At 51.0% G+C, this 24,379-nt stretch carries 17 protein-coding genes, 1 tRNA gene, 2 pseudogenes and 1 CRISPR repeat array; of the genes and pseudogenes, 9 read left to right on the forward strand and 11 right to left on the reverse strand.

All coding sequences use genetic code 11. The features are described 5' to 3' along the window. Nucleotides 1-113: 113 nt before the first annotated feature. Nucleotides 114-1,322: a site-specific integrase gene (locus tag NW211_RS10060; RefSeq protein ID WP_258327745.1), complete on the reverse strand. Its 1,209-nt coding sequence runs from the start codon at nucleotides 1,320-1,322 to the stop codon at nucleotides 114-116. A 301-nt stretch (nucleotides 1,323-1,623) separates the two neighbouring features. On the opposite strand from NW211_RS10060, the gene NW211_RS10065 reads away from it, so the two are divergent. Beyond that, entirely contained in the window at nucleotides 1,624-3,000 is a 1,377-nt protein-coding gene (locus NW211_RS10065) for an aldehyde dehydrogenase (protein WP_258327746.1), read from the forward strand. Between the two features lie 244 nt (nucleotides 3,001-3,244). On the opposite strand, the gene NW211_RS10070 is transcribed toward NW211_RS10065, so the two are convergent. Together NW211_RS10070 and NW211_RS10075 are read right to left on the reverse strand one after the other, a co-directional pair. Then, nucleotides 3,245-3,616: a hypothetical protein gene (locus tag NW211_RS10070; RefSeq protein ID WP_143240980.1), complete on the reverse strand. Its 372-nt coding sequence runs from the start codon at nucleotides 3,614-3,616 to the stop codon at nucleotides 3,245-3,247. A gap of 436 nt (nucleotides 3,617-4,052) precedes the next feature. Then, nucleotides 4,053-4,469 (reverse strand): hypothetical protein, encoded by a 417-nt coding sequence (locus NW211_RS10075; RefSeq protein WP_087423062.1) that lies wholly within the window; start codon nucleotides 4,467-4,469, stop codon nucleotides 4,053-4,055. A gap of 32 nt (nucleotides 4,470-4,501) precedes the next feature. Here NW211_RS10075 and NW211_RS10080 point away from each other — a divergent pair, with 32 nt between their 5' ends. The 5 genes from NW211_RS10080 (at nucleotide 4,502) to NW211_RS10100 (ending at nucleotide 9,939) form a co-directional block, all read left to right on the forward strand. Further along, nucleotides 4,502-5,443, forward strand: coding sequence for an IS982 family transposase (locus tag NW211_RS10080; protein WP_258327747.1), 942 nt, complete (start codon nucleotides 4,502-4,504; stop codon nucleotides 5,441-5,443). A gap of 244 nt (nucleotides 5,444-5,687) precedes the next feature. Next, entirely contained in the window at nucleotides 5,688-8,042 is a 2,355-nt protein-coding gene (locus NW211_RS10085; RefSeq protein WP_258327748.1) for an ATP-dependent helicase, read from the forward strand. 30 nt (nucleotides 8,043-8,072) lie between these two features. Then, complete coding sequence (gene nspC, locus NW211_RS10090) at nucleotides 8,073-9,218, forward strand: carboxynorspermidine decarboxylase (RefSeq protein WP_375379585.1); 1,146 nt, start codon at nucleotides 8,073-8,075, stop codon at nucleotides 9,216-9,218. A 61-nt stretch (nucleotides 9,219-9,279) separates the two neighbouring features. Continuing rightward, nucleotides 9,280-9,489, forward strand: coding sequence for a hypothetical protein (locus NW211_RS10095; protein WP_087409709.1), 210 nt, complete (start codon nucleotides 9,280-9,282; stop codon nucleotides 9,487-9,489). Between the two features lie 15 nt (nucleotides 9,490-9,504). Continuing rightward, nucleotides 9,505-9,939, forward strand: coding sequence for a PH domain-containing protein (locus tag NW211_RS10100; protein WP_258327749.1), 435 nt, complete (start codon nucleotides 9,505-9,507; stop codon nucleotides 9,937-9,939). A 391-nt stretch (nucleotides 9,940-10,330) separates the two neighbouring features. Further along, a CRISPR array of direct repeats spans nucleotides 10,331-10,685; the repeat unit is 47 nt; unit sequence GTTGTGATTCGCTTTCAAATTTGTATCTTTGACTTATTAAATACAGC. Between the two features lie 109 nt (nucleotides 10,686-10,794). Here NW211_RS10100 and cas2 read toward each other — a convergent pair. The 6 genes and pseudogenes from cas2 to NW211_RS10130 all read right to left on the reverse strand — a co-directional run bounded on the left by cas2 (nucleotide 10,795) and on the right by NW211_RS10130 (nucleotide 15,417). Beyond that, complete coding sequence (gene cas2, locus NW211_RS10105; RefSeq protein WP_258327798.1) at nucleotides 10,795-11,133, reverse strand: CRISPR-associated endonuclease Cas2; 339 nt, start codon at nucleotides 11,131-11,133, stop codon at nucleotides 10,795-10,797. Then, nucleotides 11,133-11,807, reverse strand: a pseudogene (gene cas1, locus NW211_RS10110) (type II CRISPR-associated endonuclease Cas1); the annotation flags it as partial. The gene cas2 and the pseudogene cas1, both read right to left, overlap by 1 nt. 55 nt (nucleotides 11,808-11,862) lie before the next feature. Continuing rightward, nucleotides 11,863-12,276: pseudogene (locus NW211_RS10115) on the reverse strand (DNA glycosylase AlkZ-like family protein); the annotation flags it as partial. A gap of 553 nt (nucleotides 12,277-12,829) precedes the next feature. Further along, nucleotides 12,830-12,902: transfer RNA gene (locus NW211_RS10120), tRNA-Thr, on the reverse strand. Nucleotides 12,903-13,151: 249 nt separating this feature from the next. Further along, entirely contained in the window at nucleotides 13,152-14,582 is a 1,431-nt protein-coding gene (locus NW211_RS10125) for a DUF4270 domain-containing protein (protein ID WP_258327750.1), read from the reverse strand. A 19-nt stretch (nucleotides 14,583-14,601) separates the two neighbouring features. Beyond that, complete coding sequence (locus NW211_RS10130; protein ID WP_087409614.1) at nucleotides 14,602-15,417, reverse strand: glycogen/starch synthase; 816 nt, start codon at nucleotides 15,415-15,417, stop codon at nucleotides 14,602-14,604. A 219-nt stretch (nucleotides 15,418-15,636) separates the two neighbouring features. On the opposite strand from NW211_RS10130, the gene panC reads away from it, so the two are divergent. The 3 genes from panC to NW211_RS10145 are packed head-to-tail and all read left to right on the forward strand — an operon-like array spanning nucleotide 15,637 to nucleotide 18,274. Next, nucleotides 15,637-16,491, forward strand: a complete 855-nt coding sequence (panC, locus tag NW211_RS10135) for a pantoate--beta-alanine ligase (RefSeq protein WP_087409615.1) — start codon at nucleotides 15,637-15,639, stop codon at nucleotides 16,489-16,491. Nucleotides 16,492-16,503: 12 nt separating this feature from the next. Continuing rightward, nucleotides 16,504-16,854: an aspartate 1-decarboxylase gene (gene panD / locus NW211_RS10140; protein WP_025279494.1), complete on the forward strand. Its 351-nt coding sequence runs from the start codon at nucleotides 16,504-16,506 to the stop codon at nucleotides 16,852-16,854. A 19-nt stretch (nucleotides 16,855-16,873) separates the two neighbouring features. After that, on the forward strand, nucleotides 16,874-18,274 hold the full coding sequence (locus NW211_RS10145) for an MATE family efflux transporter (protein WP_258327751.1): 1,401 nt from the start codon (nucleotides 16,874-16,876) through the stop codon (nucleotides 18,272-18,274). Between the two features lie 204 nt (nucleotides 18,275-18,478). Here the strand turns inward: NW211_RS10145 and NW211_RS10150 are convergent, their stop codons facing one another. Both NW211_RS10150 and NW211_RS10155 read right to left on the reverse strand, forming a co-directional pair. Then, nucleotides 18,479-22,915, reverse strand: coding sequence for a hypothetical protein (locus tag NW211_RS10150; protein WP_258327752.1), 4,437 nt, complete (start codon nucleotides 22,913-22,915; stop codon nucleotides 18,479-18,481). A 156-nt stretch (nucleotides 22,916-23,071) separates the two neighbouring features. Then, the gene (locus tag NW211_RS10155; RefSeq protein ID WP_258327753.1) at nucleotides 23,072-24,370 is read right to left on the reverse strand and encodes a hypothetical protein; all 1,299 of its coding nucleotides are present in this window, start codon (nucleotides 24,368-24,370) and stop codon (nucleotides 23,072-23,074) included. Between the last annotated feature and the right edge of the window lie 9 nt (nucleotides 24,371-24,379).

Genomic DNA, 24,379 nt, shown 5'->3' on the forward strand with positions numbered 1-24,379 from the left:
GTTTTTTCTATTTAACACGTCCCCTTTTACCTATACAATCTCTGGTTTTTATAATATTACTGATACTCAGACAGAACTTTCAAATAACGAGTACCTTTTTCACAAGTTTTTTTTTATAGAGATTTAAGAATTATATTGTTTGCCTTATCTACAACAGAGGTATCTAACGAAGCCAAATAAATACGAGTCGTGCTCTCTGAGTCGTGCCCCATAGCCTCACTGATAACCGATATGGAAATATTTTTACTTCGTGCAATACTGGCCCATGCGTGGCGAGCCACATAGCTGGTCAAGGGTATGGACAAACCTATCTGCCGGCCCAACTGCTTCAATTTGTTATTCACCAGATGTGCGGCATTCCTATACTGTTTTCGCTCATCTATATATACACTGCGAATGATAGGCAATAAATAAGGGGAGTCCAATGTATCATATTTTTCTATAATCTCTTGCATAGGTTTCTCCCATTTGATAAAAAGCCGCTGGTTTGTTTTTTGCCGACGATACGACAATATTCCATTCTGTATATCCTTCTTTCTCAAAAAGGCCATATCTACAAACGACATTCCTCGGGTATAAAACGAAAACATAAATATGTCGCGAGCATAATCCAACGACGGATTCATCCGTAAATCCAAATCTCGTATCTGGCGAATTATCTTCAACGGCACTGCTCGTTTCACCGTTTTGTCAATGCCTGTATATACATGCCTAAACGGATACCTCTGCATTGTAAATCCCTGCTCTACGGCTCTGTTGTATATGGCTCGGAGATTACGCATATAAAAAGAGGTGGTATTCGGGCAAAGACCGGAAGCCTTCAAATAGATTTCATACGCGACCATTACGTTTGAGTCTATCTGGTCGATACCAATCTCCTGCCCGTCTCTAAATCGTACAAAACTATTCAGAGTTGTAGCGTACGTCTCGGCCGTACGTCTCTTCCCGATTTGGTTTAATTGCTCGATAAGCCTCCTTGTAAATTCCAAAAACTCCCTATTTTCTATCGGGGTAGAAAAAGCTTGGACAATCTGGTCTGCAGTATAAACCACCCCCGATTGATCAAAGGTGTCGACAATATCCTCCAGCCGGGCTAAATCGGCACTCACCTTTTCTTTCAACGAAATCAGATAATGTTGCCGATTATTATTCCTACTGTTAGAAAAATCAAATGCCATATCTTCTTCATTCCACTCATCGGGATGCAACTTGAATCTTGTACGAATCTGTCGCGTTACTCGATTATGAATGATCTGATAATACAACACGCCCTCTTTCGAAGGGATGGAAGAGGGGCGGAATTTTACTTTTATTGTTGCCATATTACTTATATAAGTTAAACTACTCTCTATTCTCTCTCAACAAAAACAACAAATCGTCCAACGACAAAACCCGTTTGTCAAAGGTGATAAAAAGTAATACATTCTCGATTCTGACCATAACCGGCGCCCTCTTTTTATTATATTTTCACCCTACTTATGGTCTTTTCAAAAGTTCGATTTCTTTGCCATGTAAATTCTCTATAATGCTTTCATAACGGCTCAAACAAGAATTTAGAATAATTTTAAACTGTATCTGCCGGCGAATTGTTATCTTTATCACCCAATTACAAACGACGACGATATGACAACGCACGACTATCATCACTTGGTCAATTTGCAAAAAGCATTCTTCAACGAACATATTACCCGCGAAATCCCCTACCGTTTGTGTGCCCTCGACCGCCTGGCCGAAGGAATTGCCGACCGGGAAAAACAACTGGCCGAGGCTTTGCGGGCCGACTTGGGCAAGTCGCCTTTCGAAAGTTATGTAACCGAAATCGGTATCCTGCTGCACGAGATACGCATCGTCAAAAACAACCTGCAGAGTTGGGCTCGCGACCGCCGGCGCCCCACGCCTCTCTTCCTCTTCGGCTCTCACAGCCGCATTCATTACGAGCCTTACGGGTGTGTGCTCATCGTTGCCCCGTGGAACTACCCGCTGCAACTGGCGCTGTCGCCTCTGGTGGGTGCCATCGCGGCCGGCAACTGTGCCATCATCAAGCCCTCGGGCGAAGCGCCCCACACGGCTCGGGCCCTGCAAGAACTCATTGGCGAATGTTTCGAAGAGGAGTACATCGCCGTAGCCGATGACCGGCGCGAGACGACCGAGGAGCTGCTGCAGGAGCGGTTCGACTACATCTTCTACACCGGCGGCGTGGAGTATGGCCGCCACATCATGCAGGCGGCTGCCCGATACCTCACGCCGGTCACGCTCGAGCTGGGTGGCAAGAGCCCCTGTATTGTCGACGACGATGCCCACCTGCCCACGGCTGCCCGCCGTATCGTGTGGGGCAAATTCCTGAACTGCGGACAGACTTGCGTAGCGCCCGATTATCTACTGGTACACAGCCGGGTAGAGTCGCATCTCATCGAGCTGATGCGCCGGGAAATCGTGCGGCAATTTGGCCAGGACCCGCAGCACAACCCCGACTATCCGCGCATTGTCAACGCGCGGCATTTCGAGCGACTGGCGGCTCTGCTCTCGCACGGTACTCCCCTCTGCGGCGGCACCTGCGACCCTACCGACCGCTACATAGCCCCTACGCTGCTTACCGACATCGACCCGCAATCGACCCTGCTCACCGACGAAATTTTCGGACCCATACTCCCCGTAATTCCGTTCGACGACATCGACGACTGTGTCGAGCACATCAACCTGCGCGAGAAACCGCTGGCCCTCTACTACTTTACCCGCAGCCGCAAACGGGCCCGCTACATGATACAGCACACCTCGTCGGGCGGCGCCTGCATCAACGACACCATCATGCAGATTGTCAACAGCCAGCTTCCCTTCGGTGGCATCGGCAACAGCGGCATGGGGGCCTATCATGGCCGCACCAGTTTCGAGACCTTCAGCCACCAGCGCGGCGTAGTCACCTCGAACCAGCGGCTCTACTCCGAATTCCGGTTCCCGCCCTACGGCAACAAACTGAAGTGGCTTAAACGGGTTTTGAAATAAAAAATGTTACTCTTGTTATCTAAGAATTTGGATACCACATTGCAGCGCGATATGATACGCCTCGTCACCCCGCAGTCCCATGCGGAGCCCAAGGGGCCTATTTTCTCTCTAATATCTCATCCCAACATTTCATAGACAAAAGACAATCATTTTGAACTGCACCCCAAAAGTTTCGTATCTAACTTTTGGGATGCAGTTCATTTTAAGACAGTCTTTCTTGTGTATGACAAGGATAAGTAAACACTTATCTCACAACGACTTTAAACGAAGACTCTTTTGTACAAATCACATAGACGCCAGAATCGGACAACCGTACAACCCGATCACTCCCCGTATAAACGATCTGCCCTATAAGATTATACACCCGATAAATATCTTCTCTATTCTCCACATGCAGAGTATGACCAACAACATAGATGCGATGTTTTTCATTAACAATCGCTTCAATGGCACTTTCATCAGCAGACTCTACAATATATTCAAAGTTCTTCCAATACTCGGAAACCCGATAAGCATCACTGCAGTTAATTGGCACATACAGTGTTTTATTATAGTCGCTAAATGTCTCAGCATCAATTATCGGGGGTATACTAGCTTGAACATGTACTTCCTTCAATTCATTACAATATGTTGTATTTACAACCGATTATTACTCAATATTTTATAGGTAATAAGTCAGAAATATGGTCGTTGTCTTTAATTGTACATTCTAAAGGGTGAAGATTTAACGCTTTTATTGATTATTAACTCAATTAGGATAACAATATAGGCGGTATCTTCTATTTTTCTATGCAATTCGTTTCCAATATTCCACTTCAGTTTTAGCTTATTGTTTAAGACGATAACAAAGGTAATGTATTTTGCTTAATTTATTCAATATTTCTTTACAGCACCATAAAGATTGAGTATTTCGCGCATTAAGTTGAGAAGAAAGATGGAATATCTGCTATTCTTTGAATAGTAAAATTTAAGAGGGAGAATCGTGTGGTCCTCCCTCTTAAATTTTATCATGTTAAAATATTATAGCTATTCCTAGGAATACAAAAGTTATCTTAGTTCTTATTTTGCTCAAACAAAAATGAATCAAAAGCATTTTCTGCTTGAATTCCTATTTTCAAAGTTCTATTGTCATCACTACTATTCGATAGAATCGAAACAGTCATGGTGTTTCCATCATTTATTTTTATAGAGTACCACTCTCTTTCTATTTTTTCATCTTCATTATCTATTGGAAGAGACTCACCGTTTTCAGACAACGCATTAATCCAAAAACTTTTATAATTCGTACATTTAATGACATAAACGCCACCCTCATTGGGTACTTCTATCTTGTTTTTATTGATATTTGATACATTGGTTTCCCATTTCATCGCTTCCCAATCTCCATCTTTTTCCTCGCTTTCACATGCGACAAATGTCGTTGCAAAGATTATTAATAAAAGAATTTTGAATAAATTTCCTGTTTTCATACCGTTAGTGGAATTAAATTGATAAAAGATTTATGTATAAAAAGTTATGTATACTTTTAATGGGCAAATATCATACACACAAACTATATGCAATATTCGCAAAATTTCTGAACATATGCAAGCAAGTAGCTGGAAATTTTGTCAATGAATCAGGGAATGTGCCTAGAAAAGGAGTAGTCCCTGGATTCTCAGACCTTGAAATAATGGCATTGAATATGACATCAGAAACTGTTGGTATTGACAGTAAGCCATTGTTGTTTGCAAAGCTACAGGAATATAAGATTGAAATTCCCAATCTTATATCACGCAGACAATACAATGACAGACGTAAAATCACTTCCTCCCTATGCAATACAATCCGGGAAAGAATGGCAGCGGAAATTGATGGAGGAGAAGATTGTTTCTGCATTGACTCTAAACCGATAGAAGTATGTCGTTTTTCCCGTTTCAGGCGTTGTTGTATGGGAAAGAAGAATTTTGAGAAAGCACCGTCAATCGGATACTGTGCATCACAAAGAGTGTATTATTACGGATATAAACTCCATGCAGTCTGTGGATTAAGTGGAGTCATCCATTCCTTTGACCTCACAAAGGCAAGTGTACATGACATTCATTACCTGAAGGATGTAAAAGTGGACTATAGTAATTGTACTGTCATAGGGGACAGAGGATATATAAGTGCTCAGGTACAATTGGATCTGTTTGAAACTGCCAATATCAGACTGGAAGTACCATACAGAACTAACCAGAAAGAATGGAAACCTACATTTCCAGCTTTTGCCAAAGCGAGAAAAAGAATCGAGACTCTATTCTCGCAATTGTGTGACCAGTTTATGATTATAAGGAATTATGCGAAAGATACAGACGGATTGTTTGCCCGGATTGTCGGGAAGATTAGCGCACTTACAATCCTGCAATATATTAACTATAAAAATGAGAGACCCATTGGTAGAGTTAAATATGCGCTAATTTAATTCCGCCAACGGGTGAAAGCAGAATAATATTTTGGAACGATAGTTCAGCTTGTAAAAAACTGGATACCGCATCGGAGTGCGGTATGACTTCTACCAGGCACAATCTTCATTTGAAAAGTATATTTCTATCCACCGCCATGCACATCTTTATAACTTGACAAAGAGACTGCGACGACCGCTCCGTAATGATTGCGATTCGCTCCCAAATTTGTATCTTTGCATTTGCATTTATAACAAGGGACAAGTGGAAGAAGATTTTTTGAACGAACTCAACGAGCAGCAACGCGAAGCCGTACTCTATACCGAGGGACCCGAACTGGTGATTGCCGGTGCCGGGTCGGGAAAGACTCGGGTGCTTACCTACAAAATAGCTCACCTCCTGCAGATGGGGTATCCCCCCTATCGTCTGCTGGCGCTCACCTTTACCAACAAGGCGGCCAACGAGATGAAAGAGCGCATCGCTTCGGTGGTGGGTATGGGCACGGCCTCGCGGTTGTGGGCCGGCACGTTCCACTCGATCTTCTCGCGCATCCTGCGGGCCAATGCCGACCGGCTGGGCTATCGCCACGACTTCACCGTATACGATGCCGCCGATTCGCTCTCGCTCATCAAGAGCATTATCCGCGAAATGCAGCTCGACGACAAGGTCTATAAACCGTCGACCGTGCAATCGATTATCTCGAATGCCAAAAATGCCCTTATCGAGCCGCAAGTCTATGCCAAGAACCGCGAACTCATCGAGATGGATACCCGCTCGAAGCGGCCGCTCATCTGCGAGATTTACCGTATCTACCGCCACCGCTGCTTTGTATCGGGGGCGATGGACTTCGACGACCTGCTGCTCAACACCAATATTCTGTTCCGCGACCATCCCGACGTGCTGCAGCACTACCGCGACCTCTTCGCCTATATTCTGGTCGACGAGTACCAGGATACCAACTTTGCCCAGCACCTCATCGTGAGTCAGTTGAGCAAAGGGCACAACCGCATCTGCGTGGTGGGCGACGATGCCCAGAGCATCTACTCCTTCCGGGGGGCCAACATCCACAACATTCTGGGGCTGAGCAAGGAGTACCCGGGCCTGAAGATATTCAAGCTCGAACGCAACTACCGCTCTACCCAGAACATCGTGAACACGGCCAACAGCCTCATTGCCAAGAACAAGGAGCAGATACCCAAGCAGGTATTCTCGCAAAAGGAGGTGGGCAACAAGGTGAAGGTAATCAGTGCCTACTCCGATTTCGAGGAGGGGTTCATCGTCTCGAACCGCATCGCCGAACTGCGCCTCACCACCCACTGCCACTACAACGACTTTGCCATACTCTACCGCACCAATGCCCAGTCGCGTACGCTGGAGGAGGCGCTGCGCAAGCGCAACATCCCCTACCGTATCTACGGGGGCACCTCGTTCTACCAGCGCAAGGAGATCAAGGATGCCATCGCCTACTTCCGCCTCACCATCAACCCCGACGACGAGGAGGCCCTCAAGCGGGTCATCAACTACCCCGCCCGAGGCATCGGCAACACTACGTTGGCCAAGCTCATAGACCGGGCACACGAGAGCGGCGACAGCCTGTGGAGCGTGATTTCCGACCCGCTGAACCACCACCTCGAGGTCAACAACGGAACGCTGAACAAACTGAAGGGCTTCAAAGATCTCATCGAGAGCTTCCGCCAGGCGGCCACCCGCCAGAACACGGCCGAGCTGGCCGAGACCATCGTCCAGCAATCGGGCATTCTGCGCGACATCACCGCCGAACGTACCCCCGAAAACATCAGCCGGCAGGAGAATATCGAAGAGCTGCTGAACGGTGTCATGGAATTCTGCACCCTGCGGCAGGAGGCGGGCGAAACGGAGACCACCCTCTCGGACTTCCTGGCCGAAATATCGCTGGCTTCCGACCAGGACAACGGCGACGAAGCCGAGCAGGACAAGGTGACGCTGATGACCGTACACGCCTCGAAGGGACTGGAGTTCAAGCAGGTATTCATCGTAGGGGTCGAAGAGAACCTCTTCCCCTCGTCCATGTGTCAGGGTAGCGAGCGCGAAATCGAGGAGGAGCGCCGGTTGCTCTACGTGGCCATCACCCGGGCCGAAGAGAACTGCACCCTCACCTACGCCCTCACCCGCTACCGCAACGGCCAGACGGTATCGTCGCCCCCCAGCCGATTCATCAAGGAGCTCGACCCCCGATATGTCGACCTGCCTGCCCAGGAGCGGCTCGAAGAGCCTCGCGAGGAGAAAGCCCCGTGGCGCAGCTCGTTCGATGGCGAATGGGGACGCAAACCCTTCCGCCGCGACGACAACGAAGACAACCGCACCCCGGCACCCCGCCCCTTCACGGCTCCGGCCCCGGCCAAGCGGCTCACCCGCATCGAGTCACGACCCTCGGGAACAACCCCGTCGGCATCGCAAGCCTCTACCACGACGGCAGCCGGCACCGTTGCTGTAGGCAGCCGCATCTGCCACGCCCGGTTCGGCAACGGCACCGTGTCGGCCATCGAAGGCACGGGCGACAACAGCAAGATTACCGTCGAGTTTGACAACGTAGGCCGCAAACAACTGCTGCTCAAATTTGCCAAATTCACCATTTTATAAAACCATAAACCACTCAAACCGATACCCGCCATGCACAACGACATGCTATCGCAAATACCATCGCCCTGCTACGTGCTCGAGGAGGCACGCCTGCGCCGCAACCTGCAACTCATCCGCTCGGTCAAGGAGGCCGCCGGGGTCAACATCATACTGGCATTCAAGGCCTACGCCCTGTGGAAGTCGTTCCCCATCATCCGGGAATACATCCCCTGCTCCACCGCCAGCTCCATACACGAGGCCCGGCTCGCCTTCGAAGAGATGGGCAGCCCCGCCCACACCTATTCGCCAGCCTACACCGAGCGCGATTTCCCCGCCATCCTGCGGTACAGCAGCCACATCACCTTCAACTCGCTGAGCCAATTCGAGCACTTCTACCCCCAGGTCGTGGCCGACGGCAACCGCGTGTCGTGCGGACTGCGCATCAACCCCGAATACTCCGAGGTCGAGACCGACCTCTACAACCCCTGTGCCCCCGGTTCGCGGCTGGGCATCACGGCCGACAAGCTGGCGCACCTGCCGCAAGGCGTCGAGGGGCTGCACTTCCACACGCTGTGCGAGTCGACCTCCTACGACCTCGAGAAGACCCTCGTGCGGGTCGAAGAGCGATTCGGCCACCTGCTGCCGCAAGTCAAATGGCTCAACATGGGCGGCGGCCACCTGATGACCCGCCAGGGCTACGACACCGACCACCTGGTACGACTCCTGCGCGACTTCAAGCAACGCCACCCCAACCTCGAGATCATACTCGAGCCCGGCAGCGCATTCGGCTGGCAGACGGGCCCGCTGGTATCGACCGTGGTCGACATCGTCGAGAACCACGGCATACGCACCGCCATACTCGACGTATCCTTTGCCTGCCACATGCCCGACTGTCTCGAGATGCCCTACCAACCCGCCATCCGCGGCGCCGTCACCACTCCGGCCCCCGGCCTGCACGCCTACCGCATGGGCGGCAACTCGTGCCTGAGCGGCGACTACATGGGCGACTGGTACTTCGACCACGAGCTCACCGTGGGCGAGCGCATCATCTTCGAAGACATGATACACTACACCACCGTCAAAACCACCATGTTCAACGGCATACCCCACCCCTCTATCGCCTGCCTCAGGAGCGACGGCACCGTAGAGATGTGGCGCGAATACGACTACAACGACTACAAGAGCCGCATGGATTGACCCCACAAGGGTCAACCCATGCACCCCTCGATTTGTTACACCTTAAAAACCAACTTTTACAATGGGAACATTCTTAGGCATCATAGCCCTGCTCATCACTCTGGTCGCCTTCATCCCCCTGCTGGGGATACTCAACTGGATCACCATACCCGTGTCCATCATCTTCCTCATTATCTGTGCCATCCTCAAGTCCGACACCGGCAAGACCCTCTGCATCGTCTCCATCATCGTAGGCCTGCTGCGGCTCATCTTCGGTGGCGGCATCCTCTAACCCTCGAGGTCTCCTATGACAACCATCTATCGCTCAGGCATCAGCCGGGGGCTGGTCACCGTTATCGCCCTCGTCCTGCTACCCGTCTATGCCCTCATGATATACCTGTCGGTGTGGATAGGGCTCGCCCTGCTGGTCATCCTCACCGCCCTTATCGTCGATACCCTGGTCAATACCCGGTACACCATCGACCACAAAACTCTGCGGGTACAAAGCGGACTCTTCGATAAACGACAATTCGACATCGACCGCATCACCGAAATCGCCCGCACCACCAGTTTGGAGAGCGCCCCGGCCACCTCGTTGAACCGCATCTGCCTGCGTCTGGACAAACGCCAAACACTCATCCTCTCGCCCCGGCAACAACAGGCCTTCATCGACCACCTGCTGCGCATCAATCCCCGCATCATCGTCAAGCCACCGCTATCGACATCGGTCAAACAAGTATAGAGGCTAAGGTTACCCCACTCCCAACACACCAAAGTGCAAAGGGAAAGGATAAGAATGCGGCTCAGCAAAAAACAGAGATAAACTTGTTTGTTTTGCGCTCTCCTTGCTCTATCTTTGACTTATTAAATACAGCCGTACAATCTTGTAGGCAGTGACATGAATGTGTTGTGATTCGCTTTCAAATTTGTATCTTTGACTTATTAAATACAGCAACAACGAACCAATCACCGACGGGGCACCGTTGTGATTCGCTTTCAAATTTGTATCTTTCAAGAAGATAGGCTGCGGCTCGGCAAAAAACACAAGTAAACTTGTTTGTTTTGCGCTCTCCTTGCTCTATCTTTGACTTATTAAATACAGCATGCAAACAAAATGGAATTGTTGACGCCAAGTTGTGATTCGCTTTCAAATTTGTATCTTTGACTTATTAAATACAGCCTTAGCATGTTTAGTTTCACAGCTTCTTTAGTTGTGATTCGCTTTCAAATTTGTATCTTTGACTTATTAAATACAGCTTAATGACTTTCGACCCAACAGACGGCCAAGTTGTGATTCGCTTTCAAATTTGTATCTTTGACTTATTAAATACAGCCAAAGCTTTTGACTGATGCAGAACTGTGGGGTTGTGATTCGCTTTCAAATTTGTATCTTTGACTTATTAAATACAGCTTCAACGTCTTTATTTGTTGGTATGTTTTTGTTGTGATTCGCTTTCAAATTTGTATCTTTGACTTATTAAATACAGCACAATCTGCATAGTACCTTATAAGTCAAACAATTAAAACAACAATCAGAATTAAAAAACTGAAGCTGTATTTTGTTAAAAAGCCGGCTTAGCTACCGGCTTTTTGCTTTCTAAAAAAGTTCGAGTTGTTGAGGAGGCACTTGCGACTTTGTCTCCTTGGCCTGGTAAAATATCTCCATCATCCCGAATTGTTTATCGGTGATGCACAAAATTCCCACTTTCCCTAACGGAGGCAACGAAAGTTTTACCCGACGAATATGCACCTCGGCATTCTCTCGACTGGGACAATGGCGCACATAAATAGAAAATTGGAACATTGTGAAGCCATCTTGTAAAAGTTTTTTACGAAATTCGGCATAAAACTTGCGCTCACGCTTCGTCTCTGTCGGCAAATCGAAAAACACCAAGACCCACATAATGCGATATTCGCTAAAACGGTCGAGATTCATCACATCTCAGGATAAACAATTTTACGCAGTTCTCCACTAAAACATTTATAGAGCGATGCCGTAGTTTGGGCTACGGCCACCATCAAAGGGCTACGACGCCCTTGTACACTTACCTCTACGGTAGGTAGAGACAAGAGTTTGGCCTTCAACTCGGTTGTCAGTATGGCATAATCAAGGCCACTCGTCAGGATGTTGCATACCTCACGGTCGACATAAGGACGATAGGGTTCCATTATATCATCGGCCAGGCAATAGGCATTGTAACGATTGTGATGATGGATACCCCATGTTGGCAACAAGCCACTAACAACCAATGCACGCGCCACCACCGCTCGCACTATGGCATAGCCATAGTTAAGCAGATTGTTGGGTGGGTCACCTTCGCGATCACGACGGAAATACCCAAGTTCGGGAAAGAGAACCGACCAATAGTAGGCTGCTGCGCGAGCCTCCATATTGTCGGCATCGCCACTGCGTACCTCGCCTACCCAGGCTCGCATATTTTTTGCTACAATGCCTCTCGACTCCAGAACGGCCGCCTGATTGGCAATTTTCTGCTGTACTGTCTGCTGCCACAGTTGCTTTTTCAGAGGTTGCGATGCCGCGAGTTGATAACGAAATCGTTCGTTCTGCGTTGTATTTCCACACAAAGGGAGCATCAGCCCTACGGGCATCCGGCTCGGTAATCAACTCGCTGCGGATCGACTCGATGGCTGCCCGACACTCGCCCACGTTCAAATTCGACCACCACACAAAATCCTCGAGAGTGGCCGGGGCGTGACTCAGGAAATACTTCCGGGCCAACAAAGCGAGAGCCTCTTCCCGCAACATGTCCGGGGCTTGAGGTATTCGGTCATCGACCAGCGCATAGGTATTCTGCCTATCGTCCAACAAGCCGTTGCAAATAATACCGTCGGCCTCGGCTCTACGCAGATAGATTGACATCACGTGGGCATTATCGACCAGGCCCTGCTCCTCGAGGCTTTGCAAGAGTGCATCCTTCGGCACCGACCCCTTCCCCTCGAGCGACCGGCGAATAAGGTCATTGGCACGTTCATACTCCCACTCTTCAATCCTTCGTCCGCAATACAACAAATATCCCCGAATAGTAGCCCGGTTCTTATCGGTACACAACGAGAGCATCCACCGATAGTCCTTGGCCGCTACCAGTTGCCAGGTACACCGAAACAGATGCTACCGTACAATGCTGCCCGCATCATACGCTTCCCGGAAGGCCTTCATCGAAGGCTTCTTCAGCCGCATACCTACTGCCCAGCGCATCATCCTACACTCTTGAGCCTGCACCATACCCATCCACGAAACCAAATCGGGGACGGAGGAAAACTGCGAACTCGCCAATTGTTGATTAAGAAGTCGTATATGCGAAATATCCATAGCACTTATTGTTCTGTAAAGATAGATGAAATATAGGCGACTCGACTGATCTTTGTTGAAAAAAACTCGGCCTATAACTAAAAGCGAAGAGAAAGAGGTACCGGATGTGTAAAAAGAGATTTGACCGAGTATCGGTAGATAACCGTAAAGCGGCCTGACCGATAAAGCCACAGAGGGGCGGCAAGCCCGGCGAACTGCCTTTACCCGAATCTCGCAAGCGATTCCCGGCCAATCGACCCGGCCGGACCTGAAGGGTAAGAGGCATAAAAAAGAGGTTCAAGTTTCTTGAACCTCTTTGCTGAGCCACGACCGGGACTCGAACCCGGGACCTTTTCGTTACGAATGAAATGCTCTACCGACTGAGCTATTGTGGCGATTGCGGTGCAAAGGTAATACTTTTGAGAATACCGACAAACTCTTTGGCCTATTTTTTTCGCTGCAACCACATATTTTTTTCGCCCGACTCGCCCGACGGTTTCCGAATCGGCTGGTCCACCCTCTCATCGAAGAGAGCTAATCGGCTTACTCTACGCTACTTACACAGCCAATACCCCTTGCTGAAAACAAAGAGGCGGAACGAACTGCATCGCCCCGCCTCCTGTTGTGCGTATATCATCGACCGGCTATTTGGTTTTCTGCCGGCTGTAAGTCAACTGCAATCGGATATGGTCCATGTCGATTTCGGCCAGAGCCGGAGCCGAGATGTAGGGAACTATGTCGGTCACCACCTCTTGCTCGTTGTACGAGTAGTAGTAATAGCTGCTACCCGACGATACGGTCTCGCTGTATACCGATACGGGTACGAGCACAATCTCCTCGTCGGCATCGGTAATTTCGGTACCCTGGCGCTTCTTCTCGATAACATCGTTCAGGAAGGTACGCAGCCCGGTAAAGCTATACTTGCGGGTATCGCTGTTGTATTCGGCATAGAACGAGCGTACATTGTCGGCCAGCTCTTTCTTCTCGAAGAAGCTCTGAAGCTCGCTCTTCCGCACGAAGAGCAGGAATTGCGGCGGCTCGAGTTTGTAATTGCTCTTGGGCAACTCTTTCAACGGGACTTCCAAGATGAGCGAGTTGATGAGGCCCTGTATGGTAGAACCGCCAGCCCCTACCGACTCTTCGAACGAGCGGACAATCTCGCGTGTGGGGAAATGCAACAGTACGTTCAAGCCCGCCGGAGCCTGCAAATAGACCCGACCGGCATCTATATTGCTCTGCAATGTAGGGTCTATCTCTAACCGGATATGGTTGCCTGTGCTAATTTCGGGCGTTACAGCCATAAGGGTCTGGGTCGAAGCGTAGGTAGAGTCTTTATCGTTAATGACCGTGGTTTTGGTGTAGTGCAGGTTCATCACCGAGTTTTGCACATTCACTACGCAACCGCTGCCGTACGAGGTCTTCACATAGAAACCGGGGAAATATTGGGTAAACCGGCTGGGCGAAGAGAATACGAGCGGATCGGTTTTGTACTTCTCGAAGAGCTGCTCGGCCATGGCATCGGGCAACTTCACCCGTATGGTCTTGTAACCCAACTCGACCAGCGAATCGGGCAAGCCCAGGAACGAAGCGTTGTAACTCTTCAAAGCGATGGGAGCGCTCTGTGCATTGTAATATTCGGCCGGATCGACACTGCTGTATACCGGCGATTTGAGCTGTTTCTCGAGCGGATAGACACTCAACTGCATGGGCGCCAGCGAATCGCCTGTAAACGACTCGGTGTTGTAGCTCAAGTAAAGAACCAGCGAGTCGAGACGATCGACACCTACCGTATCGAAAGTAGAGGCCGACATAAACTGCGTGAGGAAATCGGTCTCCAACTTTCCGTATCCGGGTATCGAAATGCGCCCGATCAACTGGGTTATCGTGCGCCCCACCACACTATCGTTGGGAATAGACTCGGCTGTTACCATCTTTTGGAAAGAGGAATCCACCACGATTTCGAGATCCGTATCGACTATCGACGAGCCTATCATGCTGTTTTCGTCGCCACAGGAAGAGATGCCGATGCCTAAAGCAAAGACAAGAGCAACCGGCAAAAATTTAAAAACTTTCATTTCTATTTAGTAACTGACGTTATTCGTTCCCTACAATTTTACTGTAAAAGTCGTTATAGGCATCAATATAATTTTCGGGGTCCTGATATCCCAAGAAGGGGATATTCAGTTGCTGAACGTAATCGGTAACTTGAGAGTCGATGTGCTGGCTGGCCTGAATGACACCATCGCAATACTGCACGGCCAGCTTGTTGAGCATAACCGGGTCTACCGAATCGCCTACGGCGAAGGGGAGATCGCTATCCTGAATACCCTCGAGTTTCAATTTTTCGGCAAATCGAGGATCGAACGGAACTTTAAAATCATTGTCGTACAACGAGTAAATCACCTTGGCATCACGGAACGAGGGATCCTCGGCATAACTCTTCTTGATGTACAACGGAGCCAAGGCCGTAATCCAACCGTGACAGTGGATAATGTCGGGGGTCCACCGCAACTTCTTCACCGTCTCCATCACACCACGCACAAAGAAGATGCTGCGCTCGTCGTTATCGGGGCGCATGGCCTCTTCGGCCACCCCGTCGGCACTACGCTGAAAATAGTCGTCGTTGTCGATAAAATAGACCTGCATACGAGCCGATTGAATAGAAGCTACCTTGATGATAAGGGGGTGATCGGTGTCGTCGATGATCAAGTTCATACCCGACAACCGAATGACCTCGTGCAACTGATTACGACGCTCGTTAATAGACCCGTACTTAGGCATAAACGTACGAATCTCGTGCCCTCTATCCTGAATACCTTGCGGCAAATGGCGACATACATGGGCAATCTCCGATTCCGGCAAATAAGGAGTGATCTCCTGGGCAATAAATAGAACTTTGGCTTCTTTCATTCTACCTCTTTAAACTCGATTAGTTTTGCAAAGATAATAAAAAAAACGGCGGGAACCACGAAATATTAGAAGTATTAACAACAAAAAATCGTCAGACTTCTCATATTTTCCCCTCAACCCAAAATATTTAAGGCCACAATCCATAAAAAAGCTCTCTTTGATTTCGTCAATTGGGTTTTATTTGCTTCTTTTGCACGATTTTTTAACCAAAGTTCAATTATGAAAGTATTCACAACAATCGCCGAATTGCGCCAACAGCTCGATTCGGACAGGAATGCCGGTAAAACGATAGGACTTGTACCGACAATGGGCGCCTTGCACAACGGACATTTGCAACTGGTAAAGACCAGCGTCGCCAACAACGACGTGACGGTGGTGAGTATATTTGTCAACCCTACCCAATTCAACGATAAAAACGATTTGCGGCTCTACCCCCGCACGCTCGACAAGGATTGTCAGCTGCTCGAGTCGGTAGGCTGCACCTATGCCTTCGCCCCCTCGGTCGAGGAGATGTACCCGACCGAAGATACCCGTGTATTCAACCTGGGCCCCGTGGCCGAGGTGATGGAGGGTAAATATCGTCCGGGACACTTCAACGGCGTGGCCCAAATCGTGAGCAAACTTTTTGACATCGTGCGCCCCGACAATGCCTATTTCGGAGAAAAAGACTTCCAGCAGATTGCCGTCATCCGAGCCATGGCTGCCCAGTTGGGATACACCTTCAACATCGTGGCCGTGCCCATCGTGCGCGAGGCCGACGGCCTGGCTCTGAGCAGCCGCAACACCCGGCTCACCGAGTCGCAGCGAAGAAATGCCCCCAAAATAGCCGAGACTTTATTTAAAAGTCGTACCTTTGCAGCCGATCATTCGGTGAAAGAGACTATCGATGAAGTGGTCGCCACCCTCAACGCTATCCCCGAGATGCGCGTAGAATACTACGAAATCGTCGACGGAAACACGTTGCAACCCGTTGCCGACTGGAACGACTCGGACTATATCGTGGGTTGCATTACCGTATACAACGGAGAGGTGAGACTGATCGACAACATCGCTTATCGACGTCCCGAAAAATAACACATCAGAACCATGCTTATAGAGGTTGTAAAATCAAAAATTCACAGAGTAACCGTTACTCAAGCCGATTTGAATTACATCGGTAGCATCACGATCGACGAGGATTTGATGGACGCGGCAAACATCATTGCCAACGAAAAGGTCTCTATCGTCAACAACAACAACGGCGAACGATTCGAGACCTACGTCATCAAGGGCGAACGGGGTTCGGGCGTCGTATGCCTCAACGGAGCCGCCGCCCGCAAGGTACAACCCGGCGACATCGTCATCATCATGGCCTATGCCCTGATGACTCCCGAAGAGGCTCGCGAGTTTACACCGGCCGTCGTATTCCCCGACACCGCTACCAACAAACTGATATAACCGAATAACCTGCTTGCGAATGCCTGCCCGATTCGTCGAGTGGGCATTTTCGCTATATAACCCGACCAATACCCAACCTAACGACCTGCCTTATCGTATGTACAGCCGCAAAGATATCTGGAGCATCGCACTCCCCATCTTAGTCAGTCTATTTGTTCAAAACCTCATCAACATCACCGACACCGCCTTCATGGGCCGCGTGGGCCAAGTCGAACTGGGGGCCTCGGCTCTGGCCGGAGTCTTCTATCTGGCCTTCTACATGGTCACCTTCGGCTTCAGCACCGGGGCCCAGATACTCATGGCCCGACGCAACGGCGAGGGGAAATATCAGGCACTGGGCCCCATCATGGGACAGGGCACCCTCTTTCTGGTCTTCTTCTCGATACTGCTCGTGGGGGCCTCGCTGGTGTGGACACCGCGACTGCTCGACCTGCTCATCTCATCGCCCGCCGTATGCAAGGCCGGCGAAGATTACATGGAGTACCGAATCTTCGGGCTGATATTCACCTCGATAGGGGTCATGTTCCGCGCCTTCTTCGTGGCCATCACCCGCACCCGCGTGCTCATGGTCAACGCCATCATCATGACCGTGGCCAACGTCGTGTTCAACTACATCTTTGTGTTCGGTAACTTCGGGGCTCCCCAGATGGGCATCGCCGGTGCCGCCCTGGGTTCGGTCCTGGCCGAAGCCTCTGCAGCGCTGCATTTCTTCCTCTATACCCTCTTCTGCATCGACCGGGAGAAATACCAGCTTTCGCGCGTACGCTTCGAAAACTTCGCACTCATCCGCGAGATACTCAACGTGTCGGTATGGAGCATGATTCTCTACTTCCTCACCATCGCCACATGGTTCCTCTTCTTCGTAGCCGTAGAGCATCTGGGCGAACAGCCGCTGGCCATCTCGAACATCATACGCAGCACCTCTACCCTGCTGTTCATGCCTGTCAATGCCTTCGGCGCGACCGCCTGCACCCTCGTGAGCAACGCCATGGGCGCTCACCGTACCGACGATGTGATACCTATCGTCAAGCGCATCATCAAGATGTGCTACGCCATTGTGGTACCCCTCATCGTCTTGCTGTGCATCTTCCCCGAGTGGATTCTGCGCATCTATACCAACGACAGCATCCTCATAGAAAGCTGTACGGCCTCGATCTACGTGATGACCATCTACTACATGCTGGCCCTGCCGGGTAACCTGCTGTTTCAATCGGTATCGGGCACGGGCGACACCCGCACCGCCTTCCTCATCGAGATGGTAACCATCGTCTTCTACACCCTGGCCATCTATGTGATTATCGTACGCAACCGCGTAGACATCTCGCTCTGCTGGACCGTCGAGTATATCTACTGGGGATTCAAACTGATGCTTTCGGCTCTCTTCTTCAAAATGACCAACTGGAAAGCCAAGAAAATTTAACCGCTTTTACACCCCGCCAACAAAATACCGCCTTGCAGGAGAACTGCAAGGGTGAGAGATTACCCCCCCCGACACAAAAGAGCCCCTGCCGTCCCAGGAGGAAACGGCAGGGGCTCTTTCATACACCTTATCAACTATAAACTAAACTTAACCCTATCTCCTTTTTCACCGGGGACTGTGCCCGGGACAGACTGTCGCCACGGGTCAATAGGCCACAATCTTGAAATTGTGTACCGAACCGTTGGCAAGTGTCACCGAAACGATTTGCAAGTCGCGTTGCAAATCCACCTCGGTCTCCAACGTGGGCAACATGTGCACGGCACTATCCATGCGGCCATCTATGCCATAGATTGCCACTCTCACGATTTCCTCGCGCGTACTCTTCACGACAGCCCGGTTGTCTTTGGCCGTGACAAATACTTCGCCTTCGGTTTTCTCCTCCACGGCAAGAGCCAAATCGACCAGCGAATACCGGCCCACACTCGACTCTCCGGCTTCGAGAGCAATCTCTTCGTCCAGACTATAAACCGCCCCCGTATTGTTGTCGCGCAACACATAGCTCGACGTGTCGAATCCGTTCTCAGCCTCGAACCGCAAGGTGAGCGTATCGGATGCTGCCGCACACAAGGCGAGCGGTGTCTCGGCGCCAGAGACCGGCAAAATGTCATAAACGATATTTCCCGAGACGGCATACACTCCGAGCGAAGGTTTCACCTCGGCATCGATGAGCGCTTCCGATTCGCCGCCGGCACCATAGGTCAGCAACATGAAGGCTTTGTCGAGACCGTTGTCGGCCATAATTCTCAATGCGGGCGATTCCGACAGGGTGGTTACCGTCTCGCCGGTAAGCATGTCGTCGGTAAATTCTATGTCTCTTGCAGCGGCCTCCGAGTCAAATTCCACGAAGAAAGCCTGCAACGGCTCTATCTTGGTCAGCCCGGCAACGGTTGCCTGCAAATCGCTGTTGATGGTAGCGACGGTATTCCCGTCGTATATTCTCACCGATTTCACACCGTCGTTGCCCGCCATGAAAGCAGCAATGTCAATCCGGCTCATAAAGGGGTTACCCACGAGGAAAATCGATGTCGCATTTTCGGCCGTGAGCGACACGGTGAGCGGCAGCACATTGGTGTATACATGCCGTGTCTCGCCTTCATACTCGAACGACGACGAGGGATTCTCGGGCGTTTCCGATTCGTATATGAAGCGTCCCGACCCGGTTCTTTCGAGCGTCTCGGTCAACGACAACATGCTGCCGTCGTAGTCGCTATAATAATTATAGGTGGTATGCTCTTTGGGGAAACGGAACGTGAACGTTCTGTCGGCCGGGAGGTTGCCGTTGTCGACCCACAGCGAGAAGCCGTTGCCCATCGGATAGCCATATTTCAACGCATTGAAATTTTTCGACCATTCGGCCTTGTTGATTTCGGCATTGCCAAGGTCAAGCCCGTCGGGGTCGATACCCACCTCGGTGTCCGTGCCGTTGAAAAGCTTAGCCGGAGCCGAGCGCGACCACAGGCGCTGATAGATGCGCGGGTTGATGCGGTTTTGGGGCATATTGGTCTCTGTGAGCGACTCGAAATAACCGATCGATGTTTCTGTCGCCGGGATAAACATATCGCCGGCATACATGCTCTTCAACGGAGCCGAGAGCAGGTAGTAGCGGTTGGGTTTCAAGTCCATCTCCACCCAAGCCTTGCTGTAATTGAGGCTCGTCGTGCGATCGACCGCTGCGTTCGACTTGAAATAGATGCTGTTGCAGCAATACTTGTCGACAGCCTCGGGCTCGGCCGGGAGCAAAGGATATTTCGAGGCGTTGCTGTTGATTACCACGTCGGTACAGCAATAGGGCGATCCTGCCGTCCAGTTGGTCCATTCGTTCCAATCGGTATTTACCGGGGTCGTTTTCCACTCTGTATAGGTGGGGTGCACGGTATAGGGCGAGGTATCGACGATGTTCATGCTGCCATCGTAGAATATCATGTTGTAACGGCCCACGGTGTTCAACGTGTAGGACACCGAGAAATAGCCTTCCAAATCGACCGGAACTTTCTCGAAGATTTCCTGCTCGGGCATCGAGATGTAATAATCCATACCGGCAAGGCCTTTCCCCGAAATCTCCATGACATCGCCCTGGCATATCTGGCTCACGGTGAGGTCGCCAATCTCGGTGAAACAGCTCGACGGGTCTTCGCAGTCGGGCGTTCCGTCACCGTCCACGTCGCCGCGCAGGAACATGCCGTAGAAGCGTTGGAAACTCAACACACCGGCAACACTGGCCACCTCTATCTGCACCTCGTCATAACGGGCTTTCGGTTGTAAAATCAATATGCTCTTGTCGCCATAACCTATCACATTCACACCCAACACATTCCAGTTGGTAAACTCGTCGCCCGTGGGATTCCCCTGATAATAGGTTCTCGCCGTGAGCCACTTACCGGCATCCACACCGGCCAGATAGGTATTGTTGTCGACCACGATGCACAGTTGGTGATGGAAATCGAGGGTATAGCCCGGCTTCACCGAGAATACCGTACCGCCACCCACCGTCACCGTGTTGGCTACCATCATTGCCGTTTCGAGGTCTCCGTCGATAAAGTAGCTGAGGTTGTCGTTCACGCCGGCCACCGTTACCGCACTTCCCTGGTCGCCGGTAGAAATCGTCGCTCCCGAGCCGTCATCTTCGGCCGAGATAATCTCCACACCGCAACCAAAAGGCCCGCCGCACTCGCTGTTTTCGGGGTCGAGCACCTCTTTGAAAGGATAGAATATATTGAACTTGGAGAGGGTGATGTTCAAGACACCGGCTTTCCAAAGCATGATTTCATCGACTTTCAAGGGATTCCCGTCACCGTCGGTTTCCGAGGGGTCCACCTCCACGCAGAAGCGCATTTTCTGCTGACGGTTGGTACCCGCCAGACCCACCGACACGACATCGGTTTCGGTGATTACTTTCTCAAACACTTTCTTCCCTTTGTGGTAGCCCCGTATCAGGAAGAACTGCAACGCACTCACGTCCAAGCCTTCCGATTCCAGTTCCATCATGAATCCCAGTTTGGCGGGATACGGCTCGGTTTCCGCATCGTAGATGAGCGACCCGTCGGTCGTCTTCACGCCCGTAATCATCAGGTTCTCGGCAATCGAGGCCACGGGCACATAGGTGGCACAGTTGTTGTAATTGTTGTCGAGAATGCACTCTTCTCCTTCCATGTCGGTGAACGAGATGAGCGACCCGCTGGTGCCATAGAGGTCGTCGCTGAGGGCGTATTTACCTTCGAGTGCCGCATCCAGGTTGACCAGCGGCTCTCCGCATATATTATCGACTTCCGACCCGATGTTCTCGCCCTTGTTGATAGTCACCAGTTCGAAACAATGATTTTCGCAGGCCGATGTAGCTCTGAACGTATAGTCGCCATCGATGTCCATGTTGGCCACATAACCGCCGTCGGTCACCGTCACGGCCGAACCTTCGGGGGCGCTTTCGAGCGACCACGTCACCGACAGGCTCGGGTTCGACTCCAACTGTATCGACGTCTGCGCCGTGCACAAATTGGTATCGAACGTGGGGTTAATGTCGCAATGATGCTTCACCTCGGGGGCTTCGCGCACAAAACCGTAATAAACGCCCATCGCGCCGAGGCTCACCGAGAGCACCGTGTGGAAACGTATCTCGGCACCCGAGTAATCGACATTGGCCACAATCGACGATGTACCGTTTCCGCCCGAGGCCACGCCCAAGCCCACGACATCGCCCGAGACGGTCTCTTCCTGTACCACGTTGCCGTTACGGTCGAACAGCAGAATGCGTATCCACACTCCCACATCGAGGTCCAATGCCGCACCGTTTTTCCAACTGAAACCTATCTCCGACCCGGCTTTGAACACCTCCTCGTCGCTGTTATGGTTGCCCACGCACAATTTCACACCGCCCTGATAGCCGGCTGCGATTATCGGGGTCAGCACCGCCGAGTTATTCACCAAATCGTCGTCGATAAGGTTGTTTATATTATTTTGGTCCAGCGGGAAAGGAATACCCAGAAGCACCGGGTTCCAGCCTTTGGCCGTTTCGAGGTAATAGCCCTCGCCCATACCGGCCACACCGTTGGTCGTGAGCAGAGTCTCTTTCACGCTGCCCACAAAAGCATATTTCACCAGCACGGCACTACCCACCGCAAGGTTCACACCGCCGGCATCGACAAGGCACACCTCGTCGAAAATCTCTTCGGTGCGGGCCGTGAGGTAGATATTGGCATCGTCGGTACCCGGTATGGAAATCAGCGACAAGCCTATTCCGCTTGTCGAGAGACCCTCTTCCACCGGTTGGGTGTCGACCTCTTCGCCATCGCGCAAGAACATAATCGACATGGCTTTGATGACATCAAGCGACAGCACGCTGCTACCCGACGAGGCCACCACGCAGAAGCCCGCCGGCATATCCTTGTAATAGTTGTTCATGTCGCGCACACTCGTCACCGGGTTGGCCGTCACACCCGCGCCCACCACTTTGGGGAACGAGGCATAGTTGTTCAAATCCTCGTCGGTGAGGTTTTCGAGCTGGTCTACCCACGAGCCTACGCCCACCACATTCACCAGTTTGTTCACACTGCAACCGCGGCCCACGAGAGCTCGGCGATTTTCCAAATAGTTAGGCTGGTTCGAGTCTTGCTCTTGCCAAACGGGACGTTCCGGGTCCAACGGATACCCCGAATCCTGCGCCGACACTTGTCCCGGCAACCAGATTGCCGCCCCTAATACTGCGTATATGAGATATTTTTTCATTGTCATGTATTGTCGCTATTAATCGAGTTGATGACTCAATATGCTGCTCGACGTTCCCCGCAACACATATTTGTGGTTGCGGCGGAAGTAAAACTCGTTGTTGTGGGCATCGGGCGAAATCACCCCGGTGGCTCCCTCTCCGTCGTTATAGGTTTTGTCGGCCACATGGATTTCGCCGTTGAACAACCCGAAATGAGTCGTAAATGCCACCTCTTTACGAGTTAAAAAACGGACGCCCAGTTTCATTTTGGCCGGCAAGACAAATGCCGTAAACGTCACCTTGCCATTCTCGGCATCCCGATAGTCGATTACCGTGTATGAACCTGTATAACCGAGAAGCCCGTCAACGACATAATCGGGTACCGGGGACGAGGGGGTCAAAAAATCGTCGTACGACGAAAGCCCCGTCACCGTATTAACATTGGTCGCCAGCAAGGCGGCATGATATATATCCCTACTTATCGCATGATATTCATAGGATTCAAGTTCCAGCTCCACCTGCACTTTGGCCACACCCCGGTAGAGAATGCCGGTCAACGCCACCGCCTTGTCGTAGCTGCCGTCGGCCTTTTGCTCGGCAAACTTGATAATCTCGTTGCCCGAAGCCGTGGTGCAATAGCCGTAGAAAAATTCGGGAACAAAAGCCATTTTCCGGGTCAAGCATTCATCGAAATTTGTGGTCGTTACATCTTCGATGATATTCACATCCATATCGTAAATATACGACCAGATGTCGCCGGTTTTGACCGTAGCCTTGAAATCGTCGAAAGTCGTGCCGTCCTCGACATTGAGCGTGAAAAGATTTTGCTCGCCATCGACAAACGTGTTGCCGCTCCGAACGGCGTTTGCCCGCTTGCTGTCGTAGGCGATACCCACCACCCGGTATTCATAACCGTAGATTTTGCAGATAGAACCCTGCGCGGTAATGGTTTTCGTATCTTCGTCGCGGGTACAGTCCAGCGTATAGTCGTTGGTGGGGTCGTAGGTAAACGGGGCATCGTTCACACCACCCTGCAACTGGTCGTCCATATCCTTGCGGCGGAACACCACCAGCCGCACCTTGTCGGCCGACGTCTCGTCCCAGCCGTCCACCTCGACCGTCGTCTCTTGCCCGGGCGGCGGCACACGGGTCACATCGTCCTGCTGCCAGGTCGTGCCGAAAGAAATCACCACCGGCACTTCCGACACATCGCTCCGCTCAGGCTCGAATGCCGGGACATCTTCTTCCCCGGCACAACCGGCAAGTGCCAATACGCAACCGACAAAAGCGGCCACAACCGATTTCGGCCCATATCGCCTATCTTTCATTGCTGTCATATCGTACTA

The organism is Barnesiella sp. ET7, from assembly GCF_024733785.1.
GTDB classification, from domain to species: domain Bacteria; phylum Bacteroidota; class Bacteroidia; order Bacteroidales; family Barnesiellaceae; genus Barnesiella; species Barnesiella merdigallinarum.